At 64.5% G+C, this 21,337-nt stretch carries 16 protein-coding genes; 4 read left to right on the forward strand and 12 right to left on the reverse strand.

Annotated elements, in window-relative coordinates:
* Positions 1 to 3: 3 nt before the first annotated feature.
* From ACP15R_RS03945 to ACP15R_RS03960, 4 genes are read right to left on the reverse strand one after another with little or no spacing between them, the layout of a single operon-like run.
* Positions 4 to 2,046: a hypothetical protein gene (locus ACP15R_RS03945; RefSeq protein ID WP_424985071.1), complete on the reverse strand. Its 2,043-nt coding sequence runs from the start codon at positions 2,044 to 2,046 to the stop codon at positions 4 to 6.
* The gene (locus tag ACP15R_RS03950) at positions 2,043 to 4,808 is read right to left on the reverse strand and encodes a DUF4159 domain-containing protein (RefSeq protein ID WP_424985072.1); all 2,766 of its coding nucleotides are present in this window, start codon (positions 4,806 to 4,808) and stop codon (positions 2,043 to 2,045) included. The genes ACP15R_RS03945 and ACP15R_RS03950 overlap by 4 nt, the downstream gene beginning before the upstream one ends.
* Entirely contained in the window at positions 4,805 to 5,680 is an 876-nt protein-coding gene (locus ACP15R_RS03955) for a DUF58 domain-containing protein (protein WP_424985073.1), read from the reverse strand. Before ACP15R_RS03955 ends, ACP15R_RS03950 begins: the two co-directional genes overlap by 4 nt.
* The gene (locus ACP15R_RS03960; protein ID WP_424985074.1) at positions 5,677 to 6,684 is read right to left on the reverse strand and encodes an AAA family ATPase; all 1,008 of its coding nucleotides are present in this window, start codon (positions 6,682 to 6,684) and stop codon (positions 5,677 to 5,679) included. The genes ACP15R_RS03955 and ACP15R_RS03960 overlap by 4 nt, the downstream gene beginning before the upstream one ends.
* Before the next feature lie 68 nt (positions 6,685 to 6,752).
* Between ACP15R_RS03960 and ACP15R_RS03965 the strand changes: the two genes are divergently transcribed.
* The gene (locus ACP15R_RS03965; RefSeq protein WP_424985075.1) at positions 6,753 to 7,334 is read left to right on the forward strand and encodes a DUF1285 domain-containing protein; all 582 of its coding nucleotides are present in this window, start codon (positions 6,753 to 6,755) and stop codon (positions 7,332 to 7,334) included.
* 142 nt (positions 7,335 to 7,476) lie between these two features.
* Complete coding sequence (locus ACP15R_RS03970; RefSeq protein WP_424985076.1) at positions 7,477 to 8,229, forward strand: hydroxypyruvate isomerase family protein; 753 nt, start codon at positions 7,477 to 7,479, stop codon at positions 8,227 to 8,229.
* Positions 8,230 to 8,271: 42 nt separating this feature from the next.
* Here ACP15R_RS03970 and ppk2 read toward each other — a convergent pair whose 3' ends face one another.
* The 8 genes from ppk2 to ACP15R_RS04010 form a co-directional block, all read right to left on the reverse strand.
* Positions 8,272 to 9,192 (reverse strand): polyphosphate kinase 2, encoded by a 921-nt coding sequence (gene ppk2 / locus ACP15R_RS03975; RefSeq protein ID WP_424985077.1) that lies wholly within the window; start codon positions 9,190 to 9,192, stop codon positions 8,272 to 8,274.
* Between the two features lie 103 nt (positions 9,193 to 9,295).
* Positions 9,296 to 10,129: an alpha/beta fold hydrolase gene (locus ACP15R_RS03980; protein WP_424985078.1), complete on the reverse strand. Its 834-nt coding sequence runs from the start codon at positions 10,127 to 10,129 to the stop codon at positions 9,296 to 9,298.
* Positions 10,130 to 10,167: 38 nt separating this feature from the next.
* Positions 10,168 to 11,886, reverse strand: coding sequence for a PHA/PHB synthase family protein (locus tag ACP15R_RS03985; protein WP_424985079.1), 1,719 nt, complete (start codon positions 11,884 to 11,886; stop codon positions 10,168 to 10,170).
* Positions 11,887 to 12,052: 166 nt separating this feature from the next.
* Entirely contained in the window at positions 12,053 to 13,447 is a 1,395-nt protein-coding gene (gene lpdA, locus ACP15R_RS03990; RefSeq protein WP_424985080.1) for a dihydrolipoyl dehydrogenase, read from the reverse strand.
* A gap of 2 nt (positions 13,448 to 13,449) precedes the next feature.
* On the reverse strand, positions 13,450 to 15,108 hold the full coding sequence (locus tag ACP15R_RS03995) for a 2-oxo acid dehydrogenase subunit E2 (RefSeq protein WP_424985081.1): 1,659 nt from the start codon (positions 15,106 to 15,108) through the stop codon (positions 13,450 to 13,452).
* Between the two features lie 2 nt (positions 15,109 to 15,110).
* A complete protein-coding gene (locus ACP15R_RS04000) occupies positions 15,111 to 16,124 on the reverse strand; it encodes an alpha-ketoacid dehydrogenase subunit beta (protein WP_424985082.1) in 1,014 nt (337 codons plus the stop codon).
* Position 16,125: 1 nt separating this feature from the next.
* Positions 16,126 to 17,358, reverse strand: coding sequence for a 3-methyl-2-oxobutanoate dehydrogenase (2-methylpropanoyl-transferring) subunit alpha (locus ACP15R_RS04005; protein WP_424985083.1), 1,233 nt, complete (start codon positions 17,356 to 17,358; stop codon positions 16,126 to 16,128).
* A gap of 186 nt (positions 17,359 to 17,544) precedes the next feature.
* Positions 17,545 to 18,390 (reverse strand): M15 family metallopeptidase, encoded by an 846-nt coding sequence (locus ACP15R_RS04010; RefSeq protein ID WP_424985084.1) that lies wholly within the window; start codon positions 18,388 to 18,390, stop codon positions 17,545 to 17,547.
* A gap of 181 nt (positions 18,391 to 18,571) precedes the next feature.
* On the opposite strand from ACP15R_RS04010, the gene ACP15R_RS04015 reads away from it, so the two are divergent.
* Together ACP15R_RS04015 and ACP15R_RS04020 are read left to right on the forward strand one after the other, a co-directional pair.
* Complete coding sequence (locus tag ACP15R_RS04015; protein ID WP_424985085.1) at positions 18,572 to 19,144, forward strand: OmpA family protein; 573 nt, start codon at positions 18,572 to 18,574, stop codon at positions 19,142 to 19,144.
* A 47-nt stretch (positions 19,145 to 19,191) separates the two neighbouring features.
* Positions 19,192 to 21,336, forward strand: a complete 2,145-nt coding sequence (locus ACP15R_RS04020; protein WP_424985086.1) for a protein kinase domain-containing protein — start codon at positions 19,192 to 19,194, stop codon at positions 21,334 to 21,336.
* Position 21,337 lies beyond the last annotated feature (1 nt).

The following is a 21,337-nucleotide window of genomic DNA, read 5'->3' on the forward strand; positions in this document are numbered from 1 at the left end:
GCCTCAGCGCCGTCCTTCCCGCAGCCAGCCAGCGACAATCAGCCCCGACGCCAGCAGCAGCACCAGCCATGCGGGCAGCAAGGGCGATTGCGTGACGTCGCGGGTTTCATAAGCCCCGCGCGGGGTCAGCCCGATCCAGCCGCGACCGGCGGCGGGGCGTCCCTCGCGCACGTTGCGAATAGCCGGCAAACCATCCTCGAGCCGAACCACCCCGCCACGCATCGGCGCAATGGCCGGTTGCATGATGTCGCCGGTGGCAATGGTCTGTTCGAATTCGCGCGGGGCGGCGGGGCCAAGGCCGATCACCGCCTCGTGCTCGCCCTCGGCGAGGTGATAGAGACCGATTTGCGGCCCGTCATACAACGCCTCGAACCGGCCCGCCGACACCTCGTCCAGCGGCAGATTCGCACTGTGGCCATCCGGTCCGGTAACCGTGACGTCTCCGACCTCTTCGGACAGGGTGCGGCGGATGATGCGCATGCTTTGCCCCGTGGCCTCGGCCCACAGCGCCTCTTCCTCAAGCTCGGGTTCCTTCATCATCCAATGGGCCAGCCGGCGCAGCAGTTCAAGTTGCGGGCCGCCGCCCTCGTATCCACGGCTCCACAGCCAGGCATGATCAGAGGCCAGCATCGCCACGCGCCCCTCGCCCACGCGGTCGAGGATCAGCAGGGGACGCGCGTCAACACCGCTCATCAAAACCCGGCCCGCCTGGGGATCAACATCGATCTGGCGCAGCCATGACCCCCAGCTCTCTTCATCCTGCAAATCGGCGGTGACCGGATGCCGCCCGCCAATATCGGTGATCGCCGGGCGGTATTTCTCTTCGATCACCCGCGCGCTCGGCTCGGCGGGCAGCACCCGCGCCAAAGGCGAGCGATAAATGCTGTCGGCACCGGCAAAATCCGGCCCCGCCGCCACCAGGACCGCCCCGCCTTCGCTGACGTAATTGGCCACGTTATCCAGGTAGATCGCCGGCAGGATGCCGCGCCGCTTGTAGCGGTCAAAGATGATCAGGTCGAAATCGTCGATCTTTTCCAGGAACAGTTCGCGGGTCGGAAAAGCGATCAGCGAAAGCTCCCCAACGGGAACGCCGTCCTGCTTTTCCGGCGGGCGCAGGATGGTGAAATGCACGAGATCCACCGAACTGTCGGATTTCAGCAGGTTCCGCCATGTGCGCCCGCCCGGATGAGGCTCGCCTGAGACCAGCAACACCCGCAACCGGTCGCGCACACCGTTCATCTGGATCAGCGCGGTATTGTTGCGCTCGGTTATCTCGCCCGCGGCCTCGGGCACGGCAAACTGGATCACGTTGCGCCCGCCATGCGGCAATGTGACCGGCAATTCGATGTCCTGCCCCACCGGCACGCCAAAGCTCTGCGCCTCGCCGCCATCCACCGAAATCTCCAGCCTTGCAGTGCCGTCATTCTCGGGCGCGGCCCCGCTATCCTCGATCCGCAGGGTCAGCGTGACGGGTTCGCCGATGATGGCAAAGGCCGGGGCGTTACGCACGATCAGCCGCCGGTCCCAATCGGTGGCGCGCCCGGTCATCAGCATATGCATGGGCGCGGGGATCTCGGGCAACCGGTCCATGTCATGCACGCGCCCGTCGCTGAGCGCGATGATCCCCGCCACCCGCGCGCTTGGTTCTTGCGCAAGAACCGATGCCAGCGCGCTCATCAGCTCGGTTCCGGCGTCACCTTCGCCATCGCGCACCGTCACCCGGCGCAGCTCGGTATTCGGGCGGGCGGTGAGTTCGGCGGCGAGCGCCTCGGCGGCCTGGTCCATCTGGGCGGGCCGGTCCGACAACATCTGGCTGGCGCTGCGGTCTTCGAGCATCACCACGATATCGGTCAGCGGCGCGCGGTCCTCGACCTGATAGACCGGCCCGGACAATGCCCCAAGCAGCACCAGCGCGCCAAGCGCCCGATAGCCCCAGCCCGCAAGACCGCGCCACAATGCCATCGCAACCCCGGCAAGGGCCAGGGCGGCCAGGGCGGCGATGGCGATCCACGGGATCAGCGGGTCGAAAACAAGGGTTCCGGTCATTGCCCCAACCTGTCCAGTAGCGCGGGAACATGCACCTGGTCGGATTTGTAGTTCCCAGTCAGCACATGCATCACAAGGTTCACGCCGAACCGGTTTGCCAGCTCGCGCTGCCGCTCTCCGGCAAAACCGCGTCCGATTGGCAACAGCGGGCGGCCATTGCCATCCACAGCCCAGGCCGCGGCCCAGTCATTGCCGCCGATCACAACCGGCGTCACCCCGTCATTGAGATTGCGAAACGGCATGCCCTCGATCTGTTCCGCGTCGGGCGGTGCGGCTTCGACCCACAATTCGCGGCTGGTGTGGCGACCGGGAAAATCCTGCAACAGGTAGAACGTCCGGGTCAGCACATGATCCGGCGGCAGCGGTTCCAGTGGCGGAACGTCCAGCGGTGCCGCCAGTTGCTGTAGCTTGCGCCCGTTCGGGCTGGCGGTTCCGAACCCGGCGATATCGGCGTCGCGCGTATCGAACAGGATCATCCCGCCCGAGCGCAGATAGGCGTTGATCCGCGCATAGGCTTCGGCGGATGGGGTCGGCTGATCCGGGGTGATCGGCCAGTACAGCATGGGGAAAAACGCCAGCTCGTCCCGTTCAAGATCAACGCCCACCGGGTTGGCGGGCTCGATCGAGGTGCGGTAGAACAAGGTTTCCGACAGGCCCCGCAACCCCGCCTGAGCAATACGGTCAAGCTCGGCATCCCCGGTCAGCACATGCGCCAGCACCAGTTCGCTTGTCGCGGCGATGGCAAAGCCGTCTGCCTCCTCTTGCGCCTGACCGGGAAGCGGTTGCGTCACGAGCAACCCACCGGCGATCACCGCCGCCGCGCGGGACAGCCCAAGGCGACCGGACAGGGCGAGCGACGCCACCACATCCAGCGCAAGCATGACAAGCGCCAACCCCAGCAGCGCCCCGCCAATCGGCATCTCCCGTTGCACCGCCAGCCCGTGGACCGGAATATCGGCGGGCCAGCGCGCCGCCGCCAGTTCGGTGTCCCCGGACAGCACGTTGCGCGCCAGGCGGCGGTCCTCGTTGGCATAAAGCCCCGGCTGCAAATCCGGCCCGACCGGTTCACCGACCAGCGCCGTGCCATCGACGCCCGGCAAGGTACCCGCGTCAGTCAGTTTGCCAAACCCGTCCATCACTTGCATGGGCGTCCATGTGGTGCCCGCCAGATCCGCGGGCTGGGGCGTCGCCGCAGCCGAGGAGACCGCCAGCCGCTCAAGCATTTCGACGAACAGGCCCGAGAGCGGCAGGCTCGACCATTCGGCATTCGCGGTGACGTGGAACAGGACGACCTGCCCCTGTCCCAGCGGTTTGCGCGTGACCAGCGGCGTGCCATCGCTGAGCGACGCGATGACCCGGTCGGCAAGTGTCGGATCCGGTTGTGCCATCACCTGTGCCGAGACCGTGACGTCGTGCGGAATGTTCAGCCCGTGAAACGGCGATTCTTCGGCAAAGGGCGCAAGCGATTTGGGTTCTCCCCAGCTCATCGCGCCGCCGACACTGCGCCCGCCCGCGCGCAGCCGCACCGGCATCAACGGGTCTTCGGTATCGCGGCTGATGTCACTTGCCGCAAGGCGCGGCCCGGCAAAACGCAACAGCATCCCGCCGGCCTCGACCCAGGCGGTCAACCCGTCCTGTTCCGCGGCCGAGAGGGTGGCGACATCCGCCAGAACCACCACATCCGGATTGGCCGGCAACAGGTCAAGCAACGCCCCGCTCAGCAACTCCGCCGTGGGTGACAGCGCCTGTTCCAGGTAATGCAACGGCGACAGCAATTCCAGGCCTTCACGGTCGTCCCGCCCGGCCATCAGCGCCACTTCGCGGCGTCGCAGGCTGTCATCGCTCAGGGTCAGCGCGCCCGCCGATCGCTGGCCCTGAACGTCAAACCGCGTGATGCGCGCGCGCAGCTCCGAGGGCAATGACAGGGCGCTTGTCGCGGTCATCGCATCGGCTTTGAATGTGGCGGAGGCCGAGGCCAGCACTCGCATGTTGCCCGCCGGGTCACGCCCCTGCGCCAGAATGGTGATCTCGCGCTCTGCGCCGGGGCGCGAACGCCGCGCCGTCAATTGCACCGCGCCGTCTTCGTACCGCGCCGGGGCCAGCCCGACCACCGCGCCGCCGGTCTGATAGGCGCGCACCGCCCCCCGATCGCGCAGCCGGTCCAGCAAACCATCCCGCCCCGCATGGTCCAGCCCGTCGCTGATCCAATGGGTATCGAAACCGCCTTCAATCCCGGACAGGGCGGCGATGGCGGCGTCAATCTGCGCCTCGGTCGCGGACCACGGGGCCGGTATCAGGCCCGGCAGGCGGCTGCGCCAGGCATCGGCGGCCTGAAACACCGGCGGTTCGGGCGCGGTCAACCGCAGGATCGACACCGGACGACCCGCCCGCCCGGCTTCGCTCAGCTGTGCCTCGACAAGATCGACGGTATCGGGCCAGAGCGTCGCCCCGGCCCAGCTTGCATCCATCAGGATCAACAACGGCCCCGTGCCGCCCTTGTCCTGTTGCGGGTTCAACACCGGACCTGCCAGGCCGATGATCACCGCCGCCACCGCCAGCATCCGCAGCAGCAGCAGCCACCAGGGCGTGCGGTCGGATACGCTCTCGTCATCCGTCAGCCCCAGCAGCAGCGCCACGCCGGGGAACCGGCGGCGCACCGGGGCCGGCGGAACGGCGCGCAACAGCAGCCACAGGATCGGCAGCACCAGCAGCCCCAGCAAAAGCCAGGGCGAGGCAAAGCCGATGCCGCCCAGCACCGTCACAGGCTGCCCCGATCCAACGCCCGGTAAAGCCAGAGCAATCCGGCCTGCGCGCTGTCGTTGGTATGGTGCAGCCCAAGGTGCCAACCGGTGCTCCGGCACAGATGCGCCAGCCGCGCCTTGCGTTCGGCAAGCCGTTGCAGATAGCGGTCGCGCAGCTCGTTTGCCTTGAGCGTTTCATGGCGCAGCGTGCCGCCGATGCTCTCGAAAATGGTTCGCCCGCGGAACGGAAACGCCTCTTCGCTTGGGTCGAGGATTTGCAGGACAACCCCCCGCACCCCACGATCCGCAGCCTTGGTCAGCGCCAGTTCGACCTCGTCCATATCGCCGAGAAAATCCGACAGGAACACGGCGCGCGCATGGGGGATCATCGCGCGGTGCTCTGGCGCGGCATACTCTTGGGGCGCGTCCAGCGCGAAACTCTCGGCCAGACGCAGGATCTGGGCATTGCCGCGCCGGGGTGGCAATGTGGTGCCGGTCAGCCCCACACGCTCGCCTCCGCGCACCAGCAGAATGGCGATGGCCAGGGCCAGAAGCCGGGCGCGCTCGATCTTGGTCGGCAGGGTGTCGCCAGAGGCAAAACGCATCGACGCGCCCTGATCGGCCCACAGCATCACCGACTGCGCGATCTGCCATTCCCGCTCGCGCACGAATTGCTGGTCCCCCCGCGCCGAGCGCCGATGGTCGATCAACCGTTTGCTGTCGCCGGTCTGGGCCGGGCGATATTGCCAGAAATCATCCCCCAGCCCCGCACGCCGCCGCCCGTGGTCGCCCAACAGGACGGTGCCGGCCAAATGCTCGGCCCGCGCCAGCAGCGGCGGCATCCGGCCGGCTTCGGTCTCGGCCCGTTCGCGCAGGGTCTGGGGCGGTGTCACGCGGCGGCCTCGGTCCGCGTCAGATCGCGGGCGGTGGTTTCGATCAGCTCGGACAGGCTGTCACCCCGCGCGCGGGCGGCAAAGTTCAACGCCATCCGGTGGCTGAGCACCGGGCGCGCCATGTCGATCACATCATCGGCATTGGGCGCCAGCCGCCCCTCGAGCAACGCCCGCGCCCGCACGGTCAACATCAGCGCCTGCGCCGCGCGCGGGCCGGGGCCCCAGGCCACGGTGTCACGCACCCGTTCCGACGCTCCGGGCTCGTCCGGGCGGAACGCGCGGACCAGATCGAGGATCATCTCGACCACCGAATCGCCGACCGGCATCCGCCGCAGCAACACCTGCGCCGCCAGAAGTTCATCGCGGGAAAAGACTTCGGTCGATTGCGCATCCTCAACGCCGGTGGTGGCAATCAGGATGTCCCGCTCGGTGTCGCGATCCGGGTAGTTCACGTCGATCTGCACCAGGAACCGGTCAAGCTGTGCCTCGGGCAGCGGATAGGTTCCCTCCTGTTCAATCGGGTTTTGCGTGGCCAGCACGTGAAACGGCGGCGCAAGCGGGCGATCCTCGCCCGCCACGGTTACGGTGCGCTCCTGCATCGCCTGCAACAGCGCCGATTGCGTGCGCGGGCTGGCGCGGTTGATCTCGTCCGCCATCAGAAGCTGGCAGAAAATCGGACCCTGCACGAAGCGGAAAGACCGGGTTCCATCCGCGGCGGTGTCGAGCACCTCGGAGCCCAGAATATCGGCGGGCATCAGGTCGGGCGTGAACTGGATCCGGTTGCCATGCAGGCCCATCACGGTGGACAGCGTCTCGATCAGGCGGGTTTTGCCCAGCCCCGGCAAGCCGATCAGCAAACCGTGCCCACCGCATAGCAGCGCGGTCAACGTGAGATCGACAACGCGCTCCTGGCCAATGAACCGGCGGGTGATCGAGGCCTTGGCCTGGGCGAGCTTGGTTTCCAGCGCCTCGACTTCGGCCACCAGATCGTCGGTATCGGACATGACATTCCTTTCGGGGAACCCTACACTAGAGCATAAGTCTATCGCGCCCGGAGGAAATGGCAAAAGCAATGAATGGACAAAAAGCTGTTACCCCCTCGGCCGAGGGTATCGCCGCCGCCGCCAGCGCCGCAAAAGTTCGTGGCCTGCCACCGGTTCACCTGTGGAATCCGCCGTTTTGCGGCGATCTGGACATGCGTATTGCCCGCGACGGGACCTGGTTCTATCTCGGCACTCCGATCGGCAGGTTCGAGCTGGTCAAGCTGTTCTCGTCCATTCTCAAGCTGGAAGACGGCAAGTATTTCCTCGTTACCCCGGTGGAAAAGGTCGGAATCACCGTCGATGACGCGCCCTTTGTCGCCGTGGATTTCGAGGCGGGCGGGGCGGGACGGGATCAGGTTCTGACCTTTACCACCCATGTGGGCGATTCCGTCACCGCCGGGGCCGATCACCCGATCCGCGTGGTACGGGACGCCGAAACCGGAGAACCATCCCCCTATGTGATGATCCGCGCGGGTCTTGAGGCGCTGATCGACCGCAAGAGCTTTTACCGGCTGGTAGAACTGGGCGCGCATCATGACGGCTGGTTCGGGCTGTGGTCGTCGGGCGAGTTCTTTGCGGTCATCCCGTCCGAGGAACTGGAACAGGTCTGAATGCCGCGAACCCGGCCCGAGTTTAGGAAAATTGCGGCTTTCGCGGCCTTGGCGACACCCGCGCCGGGGCGTTAAGGCAGTTTGCCAACACCCCTGCCCAAGATCCAAAGCCCGCCGATCCGCCCCCAAGTGACGAGATGACATGCCCCGATTTGCCGCGAACCTGACATTGCTGTTCACCGAATTGCCCATTCTCGACAGGTTCGATGCCGCCGCCGCGGCCGGGTTCACGGCGGTCGAAATCCTGTTTCCCTATGACCAGCCCGCCAAGGACACGCGCCGCGCCCTGTTGCGCAACGGGCTGGAGCTGGTGCTGATCAATGCCCCGCCGCCGAACTATACCGGCGGTCAACCCGGTTACGCGGCAATCCCCGGTGGCGAAGGCCGGTTTCAGCACGACATCCGGCGCACCCTGCGTTATGCGGGCGAATTGCGGCCCGGCCTTGTGCATATCATGGCCGGCTACACCAGGGATGACGCCGCCGAAGCCACCCTGGTGCGCAACCTGCAATGGGCGGCCGATCAGGCCCCGCAACAGGGTTTCACCATCGAGCCGCTGAACTCCGGCGACCAACCGGGGTATTTCCTGGACGATTACGCGCTTGCGGCGCGCGTTCTCGATGCGGTCGACCGACCCAATGTCGGGCTGCAATATGACAGCTATCATGCAGAGGTCATTCACGGCGATGCGCGCGCGGTCTGGGACAGCTACAAGGAGCGGATCACCCATGTGCAGATCGGCGCCGCCCCGGACCGCAGCGAACCGGGCAGCGGCCCCACCGATTTCAGGGCGCTGTTCGACGCCATCGACGCCAGCGGCTATGCCGGTTGGGTCAGCGCCGAATACACGCCCAGCACCCCGCGCACCGAGGCCAGTCTGCACTGGATGGGTTGACACGGACCGCCCGCCCGCGATCCGCGCACGGGGTCCGTTGGTTCAGTATTTCTGCGGCACGTAGAGTTCTTCGGGCAGAACTGCGCGCTCGTAATCCGGATTGAACTCGCGCTCGGGCAGGTGGATCTCTTCGCTCGGCACGTCCTCATAGGGAAACACGCTCAGCAGGTGGCTCATGCAGTTCAGCCGCGCGCGTTTCTTGTCATTGCCCTGCACGATGTACCATGGCGCTTCCTCGATATTGGTGCGCAGCAGCATCTCTTCCTTGGCCTTGGTGTATTTCTCCCACCGCACCCGGCTCTCAAGGTCCATAGGCGACAGTTTCCACTGTTTCAGCGGATCGTGAATCCGGATGAGGAACCGCATCTGCTGCTCTTCATCGGTAATCGAGAACCAGTATTTGATCACGCGAATTCCCGACCGCACCAGCATCCGTTCGAACTCGGGCACGTCATGAAAGAAATCCTCGACCTGTTCGTCGGTGGCAAAGCCCATCACCCGTTCGACCCCGGCGCGATTGTACCATGACCGGTCAAACAACACGATCTCGCCCGCGGCGGGCAGATGCGGCACGTAGCGCTGGAAATACCACTGGGTCTTTTCCCGGTCCGAGGGCGCGGGCAGCGCGACGGTGCGGACGACACGCGGGTTCAGGCGTTGGGTGATGCGCTTGATCACGCCGCCCTTGCCGGCACTGTCGCGCCCCTCGAACAGGACCACGACCTTTTCGCCGCTATGCACCACCCAGTCCTGAAGCCGGATCAGCTCGGCCTGCAACTTGATCAACTCGGAAAAATACTCGGGACGGGGCAACGTCTCGGGATGAGCCGCACGATAGATCTTGCGAATCTCCATCGACAGCGCGGCATCTTCCAGCTCAAGCTCGTAATCCTCGTCGAGCGTATCGGCCAGTTCGGCCTGGAGCCAGTCGACGGCGCCGTCCTCGGTCTTTTCGCTGTTCATGCCAACGTCCCTTCCTTGCATTTCCCGCCACCGTTAACCACCGTTTCATGACATGAATGTAACGGTTTGCGCACAACGATGCCGTCCGGGGCGGCGGGCGGTCTCAGCCCGGCGGCTCGTCGAGAAAGCCGGTGACCAGCGCGCCAACCTCGGCACGGCGCGAATACATCAACAGATGCCCGGCCTGGTAGATCTTGATCCGGGACTTGGGCACGAGCGAGGCCAGGAGCATCTGGTTCGCCACCGGGATCAGCGTGTCGTACGCGCCGCCGATGACCAGGGTGGGCTGTGACAGCCGGGACAGCCACGGCAGGCTTGTCCAGCTGCACAATGCCCTGACCTGCGCGGAATAGCCCTCATAGCTCGGCTTGATCGCATGCTTTGCATATTCCTTGAACAGCGCCGGCTGCATCATCGCCTCGCCGCCATACATGAAGGGACCGATGAAATCACCATAGGTCTTGTTGACATAGCGCAGAGGAAACATGATCTCGGCCAGCGCAAGCGGCGTACCCCACCAACTGCCGATCCCGCCCGCCGACGTGATCGCCAGCACCAGTTTGCGCACCAGCTGCGGATGGTCATGCGCCAGCTGCTGTGCCAGCGCCCCGCCCCAGGAAATCCCCATGACATCGCATTGGTCGATCGCCAACTCGGTCAGCACCTGGCGCAGCAGCACCGCATGTTGCGCGATGGTCGTGTCGGTCGCGGGAACGTCCGAGCGCCCCACCCCGGCAGCGTCAAAGGCGATGATCGGGCGTTCGGGAAACTCGTGCATCAGCGGATAAAGGATCTCGACCGCCTGGCCCAGCCCGTTGCAGATCACCATGGGAACACCGGATCGGCCCTCGGTCACCGTGAACACCCGCAGGTTCACGCCATGGGCGCGGATATCCCGGAACGCGCCGCTCTCTGGTGCGGCATGACTGTCTGACACGATACGGTACTCCCCCTCTTACCCCTCACCTGGCGAGACTAGCCGTCCTGCGGCACCTGTTCCAGAACATAGGTGCCCGGCGCCGGGGCGAGGACCGGATGCTTGCGGTTGCCAAGGGTTCGCGGCGCGGTCCGCAGGGTATCGCCGCTGGTCTCGTCCAGCCATTGCAGCCAGTGCGGCCACCAGCTGCCTTCGGATTTCGTGGCCGATGCCAGCCAATCCTCGGCCGATCCGCTACGATCCCCGCCCGCCATGAAATGACGGCGGTTCTTAACCGGATGGTTGATCACGGTGCCCGAGACATGTCCGCCCGAGGTCAGGACAAACTCGGCTTGCTGCGGCAGCAGGGTGGTCGAGGAATACGAGGTCTTCCACGGGACGATATGATCCCCGGTCGCGGCCAGGAAGTAACAGGGCACATCGATGTTGCGGCATTCGACCGGCGTATTAAGCAGGGTCAGCGCGCCGGGTTCTTTCAACCGGTTGCCATGGTACATCTCTTCGACGAAATAGGAATACCACTTGGCCGGCAGGTTCGATGTATCGGCGTTCCAGTACAGCACGTCAAAGGGCGGCGGCGTCTTGCCCTTGAGATAATTATTGACCACGAACCCCCAGATCGACTCGTTCACATGCAGCATCGCCATCGCCCGGGCAATGTCGCGCCCCGGAGCCACCTTGGCCGTATCAAGCCGTTGTTTATAAGCGGCAATCTGGGCGTCATCGATGAAGACCTCGACCTCGCCCGGATCGCTGAAATCGAGCATGGCCGACAGGAACGTGGCCGACCCGACAAGCGATTTCTGGGCCTGCGGCATCACCGCCAGCGCCGCCAGCAGCAAGGTGCCGCCATTGCACCAGGACAGCAGGTCGAGCTTTTCCGCCTTGGCCACATCCGCCGTCGCGTCGATCGCGGCCAGAACGCCCTCGGTGATATATTCGTCCCAGCCGTAATCCCGGGTTTCCTCGCCGGCGTTGCGCCACGAGATCATGAAGACCGAGTTGCCCTCATCCAGCAGGTAACGCACCATCGACTTCTTTTCGTTGATGTCGAAGATATAGAATTTGTTGACGCAGGGCGGCACGACCAGGATCGGGTTTGCACGCACCTTTGGCGTCACCGGCTCGTATTGGATCACTTCGATCAGCGCGTTGCGATAGATCACGGCGCCCGGCGTCGTCGCCAGGTTTTCCCCCACCTTGAAGGCCGACTCGTCGGTTGTGGTGATATATCCCTTTTCCAGGTCCGCCAGCATGTTCTGGAACCCGTCGACAAGGCTCTTGCCCCCGGTTTCCTGTGCCAGCTTGAGCACTTCCGGGTTCATCAGGGCGAAATTCGACGGTGACAGGCTGTCTGCGGCGACCCGGGCATAAAAGCTCAGCTTGCGCTGCTCATGCTCGGCCAGCCCCGCCTTGTCGGCCAGATCGACCATCGCCCTGGCGGTCATCTCATAGGACTGGCGCAGGAAAGGATAGATGCCTTCGTTCCAGGCCTCGTCACCAAAGCGGCGGTCCTTGGTCGGCTGTGCGCCGCCCGCCATCCCCGACATCCAGAGCTGCGCCATGTCGGCCTGGTAGGACGACCAGGTCTTGAGCCAATCGCCCCAGGAACTGGACCCAAGCATGGATTGTGCCGCCTGGTTCCACGAGTCGACAAATTGCTGATGACCGTCCGTGTCCATGCCCTTGAAAACGGGATGGGTCCTGGCGGCGGTTTGCATCATGTCTGACAAGGTCTTGGTGAAATCCTGGTCCATCGGGTCCTCCATGGGTGTCGTGTCTGCGGCCTGGCCCGCACTCTGTCAAAAATCCGCCGCGCGGGTCCGGCAAGGTCGGTTTCCCGGCCTCGACATACAGGCAAAGCCCGGGCACCTTTTGCCCGATGGACGCGCCCGCGTCCACCGCTGGCCCGGGCCTGTGCGGCTAGAAATGTATCGCGTGGCCCAATGCCTTGAGCGCGGCCTCCTGCAACCCTTCGCTCTGGGTCGGATGGGCATGGATCGTCCCGGCGATATCCTCGAGCCGCGCGCCCATTTCGATGGCATGTGCGAACACCGCCGCCAGTTCCGAGATGCCGCCGCCGGTTGCCTGTATCCCGAGCACCACATGGTTATCCGCCCGCGCCACCACGCGGATGAACCCGGCCTCGTTCTCCATCGTCATGGCCCGGCCATTGGCGGTAAAGGGGAACTTGCCCGTTACCGTTTCGCCAAACTGCGCCTTGGCCTCTTCCGGAGACAGGCCCGCGGTCACGATCTCGGGATCGGTGAAACACACCGCCGGGATGCACTGCTTGTCCCAGGCATGCGGGCCGCCGGCCACGATCTCGGCGGTCATCTCGCCCTGCGCGATGGCGCGATGGGCCAGCATCGGTTCGCCGGTGACATCGCCGATCGCATAGACATCGCGCATCGAGGTCTGGCAACGATCATCGACCTGAATGAACGCACCATTCATCCTGAGCGACAGCTCCTCAAGCCCGACATCCTGTGTGCAGGGCTTGCGGCCCACCGCGACCAGCACCTTGTCAAAGGGCAATTCGGTTGTTTCGCCATCGCCCAGCGTGACCCGCAGCCTGTCCTTGTCGGCGTTCAACCCCTCGGCCTTGGCATTCAGCATCACGTTGATCCCGAGCGCCTCAAGCCGGTCCGCCACCGGCCTGGTCAACTCATTGTCATATTGCGGCAGGATTTTCGAGGCGAACTCCACCACCGTCACCTCGGACCCGAGCTTGGCCATGGCAGTGCCGATCTCGAGTCCGATGTAACCGCCGCCGACCACGATCAGCCTGTTTGGCACGCTGGTCAGGGCCAGCGCCCCGGTTGACGAGATCACGTCACCGCCAAAGGGCAGCGAGGGGATTTCAAACGGCACCGACCCGGTGGCGATGACGATCCGCCGGGCGTGGATCAATTGCTCGCCCATATCGGTCTTGACGATGACCGATTTGCCGTCACGGAACCGCGCCTGGCCGATGATCGCGCGCGCCCCCGCCCGTCTGAGCAGGGCCCCCACCCCGCCATTCAACCGGGCGACGATGCCATCTTTCCATGCCACAGTTTGCCCCAGGTCGATTTCAGGTGCCTGAACCGAGATGCCAAGACTGTTGGGCGCGGTGAAACCTGTCGCCTTGTGAAACTCCTCGGCGGCATGGATCAGCGCCTTGGAGGGAATGCAGCCTACATTCAGGCAGGTGCCGCCATGCGCCCTGGCCTCGACAACGATGGTGTCCACCCCAAGCTGCCCGGCACGAATGCCACAGACATAGCCGCCCGGCCCGGACCCGATCACCAGCAGATCGCAATTGAGTTCTTCCATGATCAGTCCTCCAGCAACAGCAGCGCAGGGGTTTCAAGCAGCATCTTCAGCTTTTGCACGAACACCGCCGCGTCCCAGCCGTCGATGACCCGGTGATCAAAGCTGCATGAAATGTTCATTTTCTTGCGCGGAACGAACCCCGCCCCGTCCCAATGCGGACGCACCTCCATCTTGTTGATGCCGACAATGGCCACTTCGGGATAGTTGATGATCGGCGTGGTCGCGAGCGCCCCAAGCGGACCCAGCGAGGTGATGGTGATGGTCGAACCGCTCAACTCGTCGCGCTTGGCGCTGCCATCGCGCGCCGCCGATGCGAGGCGCGCCAGTTCCGCCGCGCTTTCCCAAAGGTCCATCGCCTCGGCATGGCGCACCACCGGCACGATCAGCCCGCCCGGTGTTTGCGTCGCGATGCCGATATGAACCCCGTCGAACTTGCGAAAGACGCTGTCGTCATCCTCGAAATGTGCGTTCATGTTGGGCTGGTCCGCGACCGCATCGGAAATCGCGCGGATCACGAAGGGCAGCACCGTGAGCTTGCCCCTGGTCTCGGCCCGCGCCTTGTTCAATTGCGCGCGCAAATCCTCGAGATCGGTGACATCGACCTCTTCGACGATGGTGATATGCGGGATACGCGCCTTGGACAGCGCCATGCGTTCGGCGATCTTGCGCCGCAGGCCAATGACCTTTTCCTCGGTCTCGCCGGTGCGCATGGGGCGCTTGGCGGCACCGCCACCACCGGCGAACTGCCCGCCGGTCTCGTGGAAATGGGTCAGGTCCTCGTGGGTGATCCGCCCGGCCGGGCCGCTCCCCGGTACGCGGCGCAGATCGAGTCCCAGATCACGCGCGCGCTTGCGCACCGATGGCGTGGTCAGCGGCCTTTCCCCCTCGGCGCGCCGGTGTCCGGCCATCGGCGCGGGGGCTTTCGACGCGGCGGGTCTGGGTGCCGGCTTGGCCGCTGGTGCCACCGGCTTTTCTGGGGCCGGCGGCGGAGCGGCGGGGGCCGCCAGCTTGCCGGCCAGCGCCTCGGCGGTGGTGTTGCCGGCCCCTTCGACCTCGACCACGATCAGGGTGCCGCCTATGGCCAGCGTATCCCCGACCGCGCCGCCCAGGTACAGTACCTTACCCGACACGTTGGTCGGGATCTCGACCGACGCCTTTTCGGTCATCACCTCGGCAATGACGTCATCTTCGCGCAGTTCCGCTCCGATGCTAGTCATCCACCCGGTCAATTCGGCCTCGGCAATGCCCTCGCCCACATCCGGGACCTTGATTTCATACAATCCCTTGCCCTCGGCGGCCCGGATATCGACCGTTGACGCCACCGGTGCCGCGCCTGCCGCCAGCTCGGGTTCGGCAGCGGGCGCATCCTCGGGCACATTGTCGGCGGCGGCGGCCTGCTCGGCGGTGGTGTTGCCCGCGCCCTCGACCTCCAGCCGGATCAGATCGGCCCCGATCGACATCTTGTCGCCCGCCTCGCCGCCCAGCCAGACCACCTTGCCCGAGACCGCAGAAGGGATTTCGACCGATGCCTTGTCGGTCATCACCTCGGCCAGCAACTCGTCTTCCTTGACGACATCACCGATTTTCACATGCCAGGCGCTCAGTTCGGCCTCGGCAATGCCCTCGCCCACATCGGGCAATTTCATTGTAAAGAGTCCCATTCCTACGCCTCCATCAACTGCTGCATCTTGCGCCCGACCCGTTCCGGCCCCGGGAAATAGGCCCATTCCTGCGCGTGCGGATAGGGTGTGTCCCACCCGGCAATACGCTCGACCGGCGCTTCGAGATGATAGAAACACTCGGCCTGGATCTGCGCCGCCAGCTCGGCCCCGAAACCCGAGGTCAGGGTCGCCTCGTGCAGGACGATACAGCGCCCGGTCCGCTGCACCGATGCCATCACCGTTTCCGTGTCCAGCGGCATCAGCGTGCGCAGATCGATCACCTCGGCATCGATACCCGCCTCATCGGCCGAAGCGATGGCCACATGCACCATCGTGCCATAGGTCACCACGGTCAGTTCCTCGCCCGGCCGCGCAATCGCCGCCCTGCCCAGCGGGGTTTCGTAATAATCCGGGTCAACCTCGCCCAGGGGGTGTGTTTTCCACGGTTGCACGGGCCGGTCATGGTGGCCATCAAACGGCCCGTTATACAGGCGCTTGGGTTCGAGAAATATCACCGGGTCCGGATCGGCGATCGCCGCCAGCAACAGCCCCTTGGCATCCTGCGGGTTCGACGGAATCACGGTTTTCAACCCCGACACATGGGTAAACAGCGCCTCCGGGCTCTGGCTGTGGGTCTGACCGCCCCAGATACCGCCACCCGCCGGCATCCGTACCACCATCGGACAGGTGAATTCGCCCGCCGACCGGTACCGCAGCCGCGCCGCCTCCGACACGATCTGGTCATAGGCCGGGTACATGTAGTCGGCGAACTGCACCTCGACCACGGGTTTCAGCCCATAGGCCGCCATCCCGACCCCGGCCCCGACAATGCCCAGTTCGCTGATCGGCGCATCGAAACAGCGTTCGGCCCCGTATTTTTCCTGCAACCCGGCGGTACAGCGGAACACGCCGCCGAAATACCCCACGTCCTCGCCGAACACGACAACGTCTTCGTCCCGCCCCATGGCCAGGTCATGGGCGTTCTGGATCGCCGCGATCATCGTCATCTGTGCCATCTCAGAACCCCACTTCGTGACGCTGTTTCACCAGATGCTGCGGCATCTCGGCATAGACATCCTCGAACATGTCCCGTGGCGACGGGGCATGACCGGAATTCAGGGTGCCGATCGCCTCGGCGCGTTTCTGGCAATCGATCACGCTGTCTGCGATCTCGGCCTCGGCCTGTTTGTGCCGGTCTTCCGACCAGACGCCGCGCCGGATCAGATGCGCCTTGAGCCGTTCGATCGGATCGCCCAGCGGCCAGGCCTCGTTCTCGGTCTTGGGGCGGTAGGCGCTCGGATCGTCCGAGGTGGAATGACCGCCAGCGCGATAGGTCACATGTTCGATAACCGTCGGGCCGAGATTCCGGCGCGCCCGTTCCGCCGCCCATTTGCCCGCGGCATGAACCGCGAGGTAATCGTTGCCATCGACCCGCAGCGCCGGGATCCCGAACCCGTGCCCGCGCGACGCAAAGGTATGGGCCCCGCCGCGCGCGATGCCCTGAAAGGTGGAAATCGCCCACTGGTTGTTCACGATGTTCAGAACCACCGGTGCCTTGTAGGTCGAGGCAAACACCAGCGCCGCGTGAAAATCGCTCTCGGATGTGGAACCGTCCCCGATCCACGAGGCCGCGATCTTGGTATCCCCCTTGATCGCCGAAGCCATGCTCCAGCCAACCGCCTGGATGTATTGCGTCGCGAGATTGCCCGAAATCGAGAAGAACCCGTGTTCCTTGGAGGAATACATCACCGGAAGCTGACGCCCGTGCAGCGGATCCGCCTCGTTCGAGAAGATCTGGCACATCATGGTTTCCATCGGATAGCCCGAGGCAATCAACAGGCCCGCCTGCCGATAGGTGGGAAAGTTCATGTCGCCCTTTTGCAGCGCCTTCTGGAACGCGCAGCTGATCGCCTCTTCGCCAAGGTGCTGCATGTAGAACGAGGTCTTGCCCTGCCGCTGCGCCAGCATCATCCGCGCATCATAGGTGCGCAGGGTCATCATGTCGCGCAGCCCCTGCGCCAGGTCTTCGTCGCTCAGCCCGCCGGCCCAGTCGCCCACCGCGTCACCATTGTCGTCCAGCACCCGAATGATGGTAAAGGCCAAGTCGCGAATGTCCTCGGGCTGCGCATCCACCTCCGGGCGGCGCACGCTTCCCGCCGCCGGAATCTCCACTCCGGAGAAATCCGGCAAATCTCCCGGTCGGCATTCAGGCTTGGGAACATTCAGGGATAACGGCGAGTGGTCAGACATAACAACCTCAATTCAGATGGATTGGTAAACGACCGGCAAGACCATGCCGGCGGACGCTGTTGATCGACTGCGGTCCGCTGTCATTCCGGCCCGCATTCCGTATAATCTGAACACTATTGCAGCAACTCGCGGAATAGGGAAGTGGGCAAACGCACACCCACCCAAACAGCATCTATCGCATTGAACTCAAAGCATTCCTTGCGCCAACCACTCATCCAGCTGGCGGCGGCTGATCTCAAAATGCATGCTGTCCTCGCGCCGGAATCCGGCCCCCCAGACCCACCCTTCGGCATGAAAGAAATCGGCCAGAATCGTCAGGCCCAACTGGGTCTTTCCGTCGGTGAAATTGTCCAGATGCCCGTCGATATTCAGGTCAAGCGCCAAGCCATAGCTATGGGTCGAAAGACTGTTCTGGGTGCCGCGAATGCGGCGCACGCAGAGCGACCCCGAGGTGTTGATCCGCGCATAGAGATCCGGGTCGGCGCGGCGTACGTTTTCGAACACCCGGCGCAGGGAATCCGCCGCCGGTTTGAGCATCTGCACCCGGATAGGCCCGACATTTTCCAGCACCAGCTTGCTCGCCAGCGCCTGGTTGGTCATCGGCTGGCAGTTGTCGCTCAGCGTATCGCGGGGACGGCCCAGCTTTTCCTCGAGATAGCGCGGACCGGCAACCTGCAGCCCACGGTTCACGTTCAACCGGTCGGCAATCAGCACAACCTGGGCATAGGCATCGATGATATCATTGGGCCCGGTGCCGCGCAGGATCGCGTCCTCGTCATCGGGGTTGGGCGCCAGCGTGCTTTGCCGCCCCACGCCCGCCGCCAGCCCGGCGATCTGGCTCTCTTGCGCCTTCATGCGGTTCTGCAAATCCTCGACCTGCTGACGCAGCATCTCGATTTCGATCCGCGCGCCGGAATCCACCGCCGAGCCCTGAAAATCCTCTTCGGACAACAGGTAAGTCAGCCCTACGAAGATGGCAGGCGCCACAACCAGCGCCACGGCAATGATGATCGCCGGGAGAAATCGCATCATGTCCTCATCGTTTCGGGCAATTCAGCCCGCTTGACGGGGGCGAGTAAAGCGCTTTTTTTCTCAAACCCGAAGCGAAAAGGCGCGATCTCACCGCATCGAATGGTTGCAAAACCGTTGTGACAGGACGATGCGTCGTGTACAATTCCCGCGGTAACTTTTGACACCCAGCAAAGGACGCAAGATGGTTTGTTTTTCCAGAGTTTTTGCAGTTACGCTTGCCCTTGGCCTTGGCTATGCCATTCCCAACGCAGCCGTCGCCCAGACCGCGGACACGATGACCGCCGAGGAAATCGCGGATGCCTTCAAGAAACAGAAGACCCGCGGCCTCGTGATCGTGCCCACGGCACAGCAGAACGACACCGCCGAAGCCACCACCGTGGCCCCCGCCGCCGCCAAGGAATATTCGGCCGTCGCGCGCGATGACCAGGTCAATATCCAGATCGCCTTTGACTTTGACAGCGCCGCGCTGCGCGACGACCAGAAGCCCAAGCTCGTGACCCTGTGCGAGGTGATGAAATCGGTGGACGTTTCGGTCTATCAGGTGGTCGGCCATACGGACAGTTCGGGAACCGCATCCTATAACGAACGCCTGTCGCTGCTGCGCGCAGAAGAGGTCAAGCGCCATCTGGTCAATGATTGCGGGCTTGCCGCAAACCGGATCGAGGCCATCGGCATGGGCGAAAGCGCGCCATATGACGCCGCCAACCCGAGGGCCGATGTCAATCGCCGGGTCGAGTTCCAGGCCCTGGGCTAAGATCGCTGACCATTGCAACAGGACCAGAAGCAGCAGGGGGCTGAGACATGATCGACTCACGCCCCATGGACACGTTCCAGCCCGGTGATGTCCTGAACAACACCTACCGGATCGAAGCCGTGCTGGGGCGCGGCGGCACGTCCGAGGTCTACAAGGCGCGCAGCGAGATTTCCGGGCGTCTTGCTGCGCTCAAAGTGCTGAAGGCCGAATTTTCGGCCAATGACGACTATCTCGTCCTGCTGACCCGAGAAGAGGAAATTCGCGAGATCCGCCACGATGCGGTGGTGCGCTATTCCGAGAACCACCGCACGCAGGACGGGCTGGTTTACCTCGTGATGGATTATGTCGACGGCCCCGGCCTGGACCGCAAACTGCGCGAAGGCCCGATGACAGCAGAGGACCTGCTGACCATTTGCCGCCGTGTTTCCGAGGGTCTCGAGGCCGCGCACAAGCGCAACATCGTGCATCGCGACCTCAGCCCCGACAATATCATCCTGCGCAACGGCGACCCCGCCGAAGCGGTGATCATCGATTTCGGCATCGCAAAAGATACCAACCCAGGGGCCGAAACCATCGTCGGCAACGAATTTGCCGGCAAATATGCCTATGCCGCGCCCGAGCAGCTGAACGGGCAGACCGACGCGCGCTCGGATATCTATTCGCTTGGCGCGATGCTGTTGGCGAATTTTCGCGGCACATCGCCCGACGTGGGCAAGAACCCCATGGAGGTTGTCAGGAAAAAGGGCGAACCGCTCGACACATCGGGTGTTCCCGAACCTCTCAAGACCCTGATTGACCGCATGGCCGCGCCGGATCCCGGCGCGCGGTTCCAGACGGCGGCCGAGGTTCTGGGCTATCTGCGTGACCACCCGCCAGAGGCCGCGACGGATCCGGACGCAACCGTGATCTCTCCGCCGCCCCGCGCCCCCGACCCTGCCCCCGCACCCAAGCCCGCGCCCCCGCCGCCCGAGCCACGCAAATCGCGCGGCGGGCTTGTCGGCCTGCTTGTCGTTGTCGCCCTGGTTCTCGGCGGTGTCGGCGGGTATCTCGGGGGCCTGTTTGACGGGTTTCTAGGTCCGAAATATCCGCTTGCCGACCCCTATGCGCTCGCCGTGGACAAGCCCGCCGACGCCCCGCCCCGGGCCATTGGCCATGTTCCATCCGAACAGACGCTTGCCGCGTTGCGCGATCTCATGGCCGACCTGTCGGGAACCGCCGAGCTCAGCCTCGCCAGCGGCGACATTGCCGACAGCTGGGGCACCGACGTGATGGCCACCCTGTCGGAGCTGCGCAATCTGGATGAATGGCACATGGTGCTGGACGGAAATGCCGCGCAGGTTGGCGGCGAAACCTCGGATGCCGACCTGCACGCCCATCTCAGCCGGGCCTTTGCCGATGGCCTGCCCGGTGCCCTGACCGGCAGCGCCGATATCGTTCTGGTGCCGGTATTCCTGCCCGCCGGCGAAGTGAATGCCCTGCTGGACCGGCTCGCCGATTGCGGTCCGCTTGCGACACCCGGCGTCACGGCGGTCGGCTATGGCCCGCAGAGCGCAATCCGGGTGACCGGGAGAGTGGCGGAAACCGCAACCCGGATCGGCCTCTATGATGCGCTGAGCGCCATTGCGGGCGAGCGGACTGTCATCGTCGATGTCGAGGTCCTGAACCCGACACTGTGCCTGATCGAAAGCAACCTGCCCAAAGCCCCGATTGGCGGCATCGGCATCGACTTTATCGTCGGCGACCGCAATGAACCGAACCCGTCGGGCCGTTTTTTTGTCGGCGAGAACCCGATCATCGACATCCTGCTGCCTGCGGACGTGACCGATGGCTATCTGACCGTGTCGATCCTGGACGTATCGGGCAATGTGTACCACCTGCTGCCGAACCTGAACCGGCAGGAAAACGCGGTGGCCGCGCTGCGCGACGGACAGGACGGGCCGGTCAGGGTGCGGGTTGCCTATAGCGTCGACGAGGCCGCGCGCAACAACCGCATCGGCTTTACCGTCGATGACAGTTCGCTGGGCAAGAGCAAGGTGATCGTGCTGCATTCCAGCACACCGCTGTTTGACGGTATGCGTCCGACCTCGGAATCGGCGAGCGGCTATGCCACGGCGCTCAGGGATCATGTGGAGGACAACCGGGCCAGCATCCTGTCGCTGGACAGCCGCATCCTGACCACGGCAGCGCCCTGAA

The sequence above is a fragment of the Microbulbifer sp. S227A genome (assembly GCF_049800935.1).

What these genes read in the sequence shown, in the direction of transcription:
- lpdA (WP_424985080.1), bottom strand. Translation starts at nt 13,447, where the DNA reads ATGGAAGAACTCAATTGCGATCTGCTGGTGATCGGGTCCGGGCCGGGC.
- ACP15R_RS04010 (WP_424985084.1), bottom strand. Translation starts at nt 18,390, where the DNA reads ATGATGCGATTTCTCCCGGCGATCATCATTGCCGTGGCGCTGGTTGTG.
- ACP15R_RS04005 (WP_424985083.1), bottom strand. Translation starts at nt 17,358, where the DNA reads ATGTCTGACCACTCGCCGTTATCCCTGAATGTTCCCAAGCCTGAATGC.
- ppk2 (WP_424985077.1), bottom strand. Translation starts at nt 9,192, where the DNA reads ATGAACAGCGAAAAGACCGAGGACGGCGCCGTCGACTGGCTCCAGGCC.
- ACP15R_RS03970 (WP_424985076.1), top strand. Translation starts at nt 7,477, where the DNA reads ATGCCCCGATTTGCCGCGAACCTGACATTGCTGTTCACCGAATTGCCC.
- ACP15R_RS03995 (WP_424985081.1), bottom strand. Translation starts at nt 15,108, where the DNA reads ATGGGACTCTTTACAATGAAATTGCCCGATGTGGGCGAGGGCATTGCC.
- ACP15R_RS04015 (WP_424985085.1), top strand. Translation starts at nt 18,572, where the DNA reads ATGGTTTGTTTTTCCAGAGTTTTTGCAGTTACGCTTGCCCTTGGCCTT.
- ACP15R_RS03945 (WP_424985071.1), bottom strand. Translation starts at nt 2,046, where the DNA reads ATGACCGGAACCCTTGTTTTCGACCCGCTGATCCCGTGGATCGCCATC.
- ACP15R_RS03985 (WP_424985079.1), bottom strand. Translation starts at nt 11,886, where the DNA reads ATGGACCAGGATTTCACCAAGACCTTGTCAGACATGATGCAAACCGCC.
- ACP15R_RS04000 (WP_424985082.1), bottom strand. Translation starts at nt 16,124, where the DNA reads ATGGCACAGATGACGATGATCGCGGCGATCCAGAACGCCCATGACCTG.
- ACP15R_RS04020 (WP_424985086.1), top strand. Translation starts at nt 19,192, where the DNA reads ATGATCGACTCACGCCCCATGGACACGTTCCAGCCCGGTGATGTCCTG.
- ACP15R_RS03960 (WP_424985074.1), bottom strand. Translation starts at nt 6,684, where the DNA reads ATGTCCGATACCGACGATCTGGTGGCCGAAGTCGAGGCGCTGGAAACC.
- ACP15R_RS03965 (WP_424985075.1), top strand. Translation starts at nt 6,753, where the DNA reads ATGAATGGACAAAAAGCTGTTACCCCCTCGGCCGAGGGTATCGCCGCC.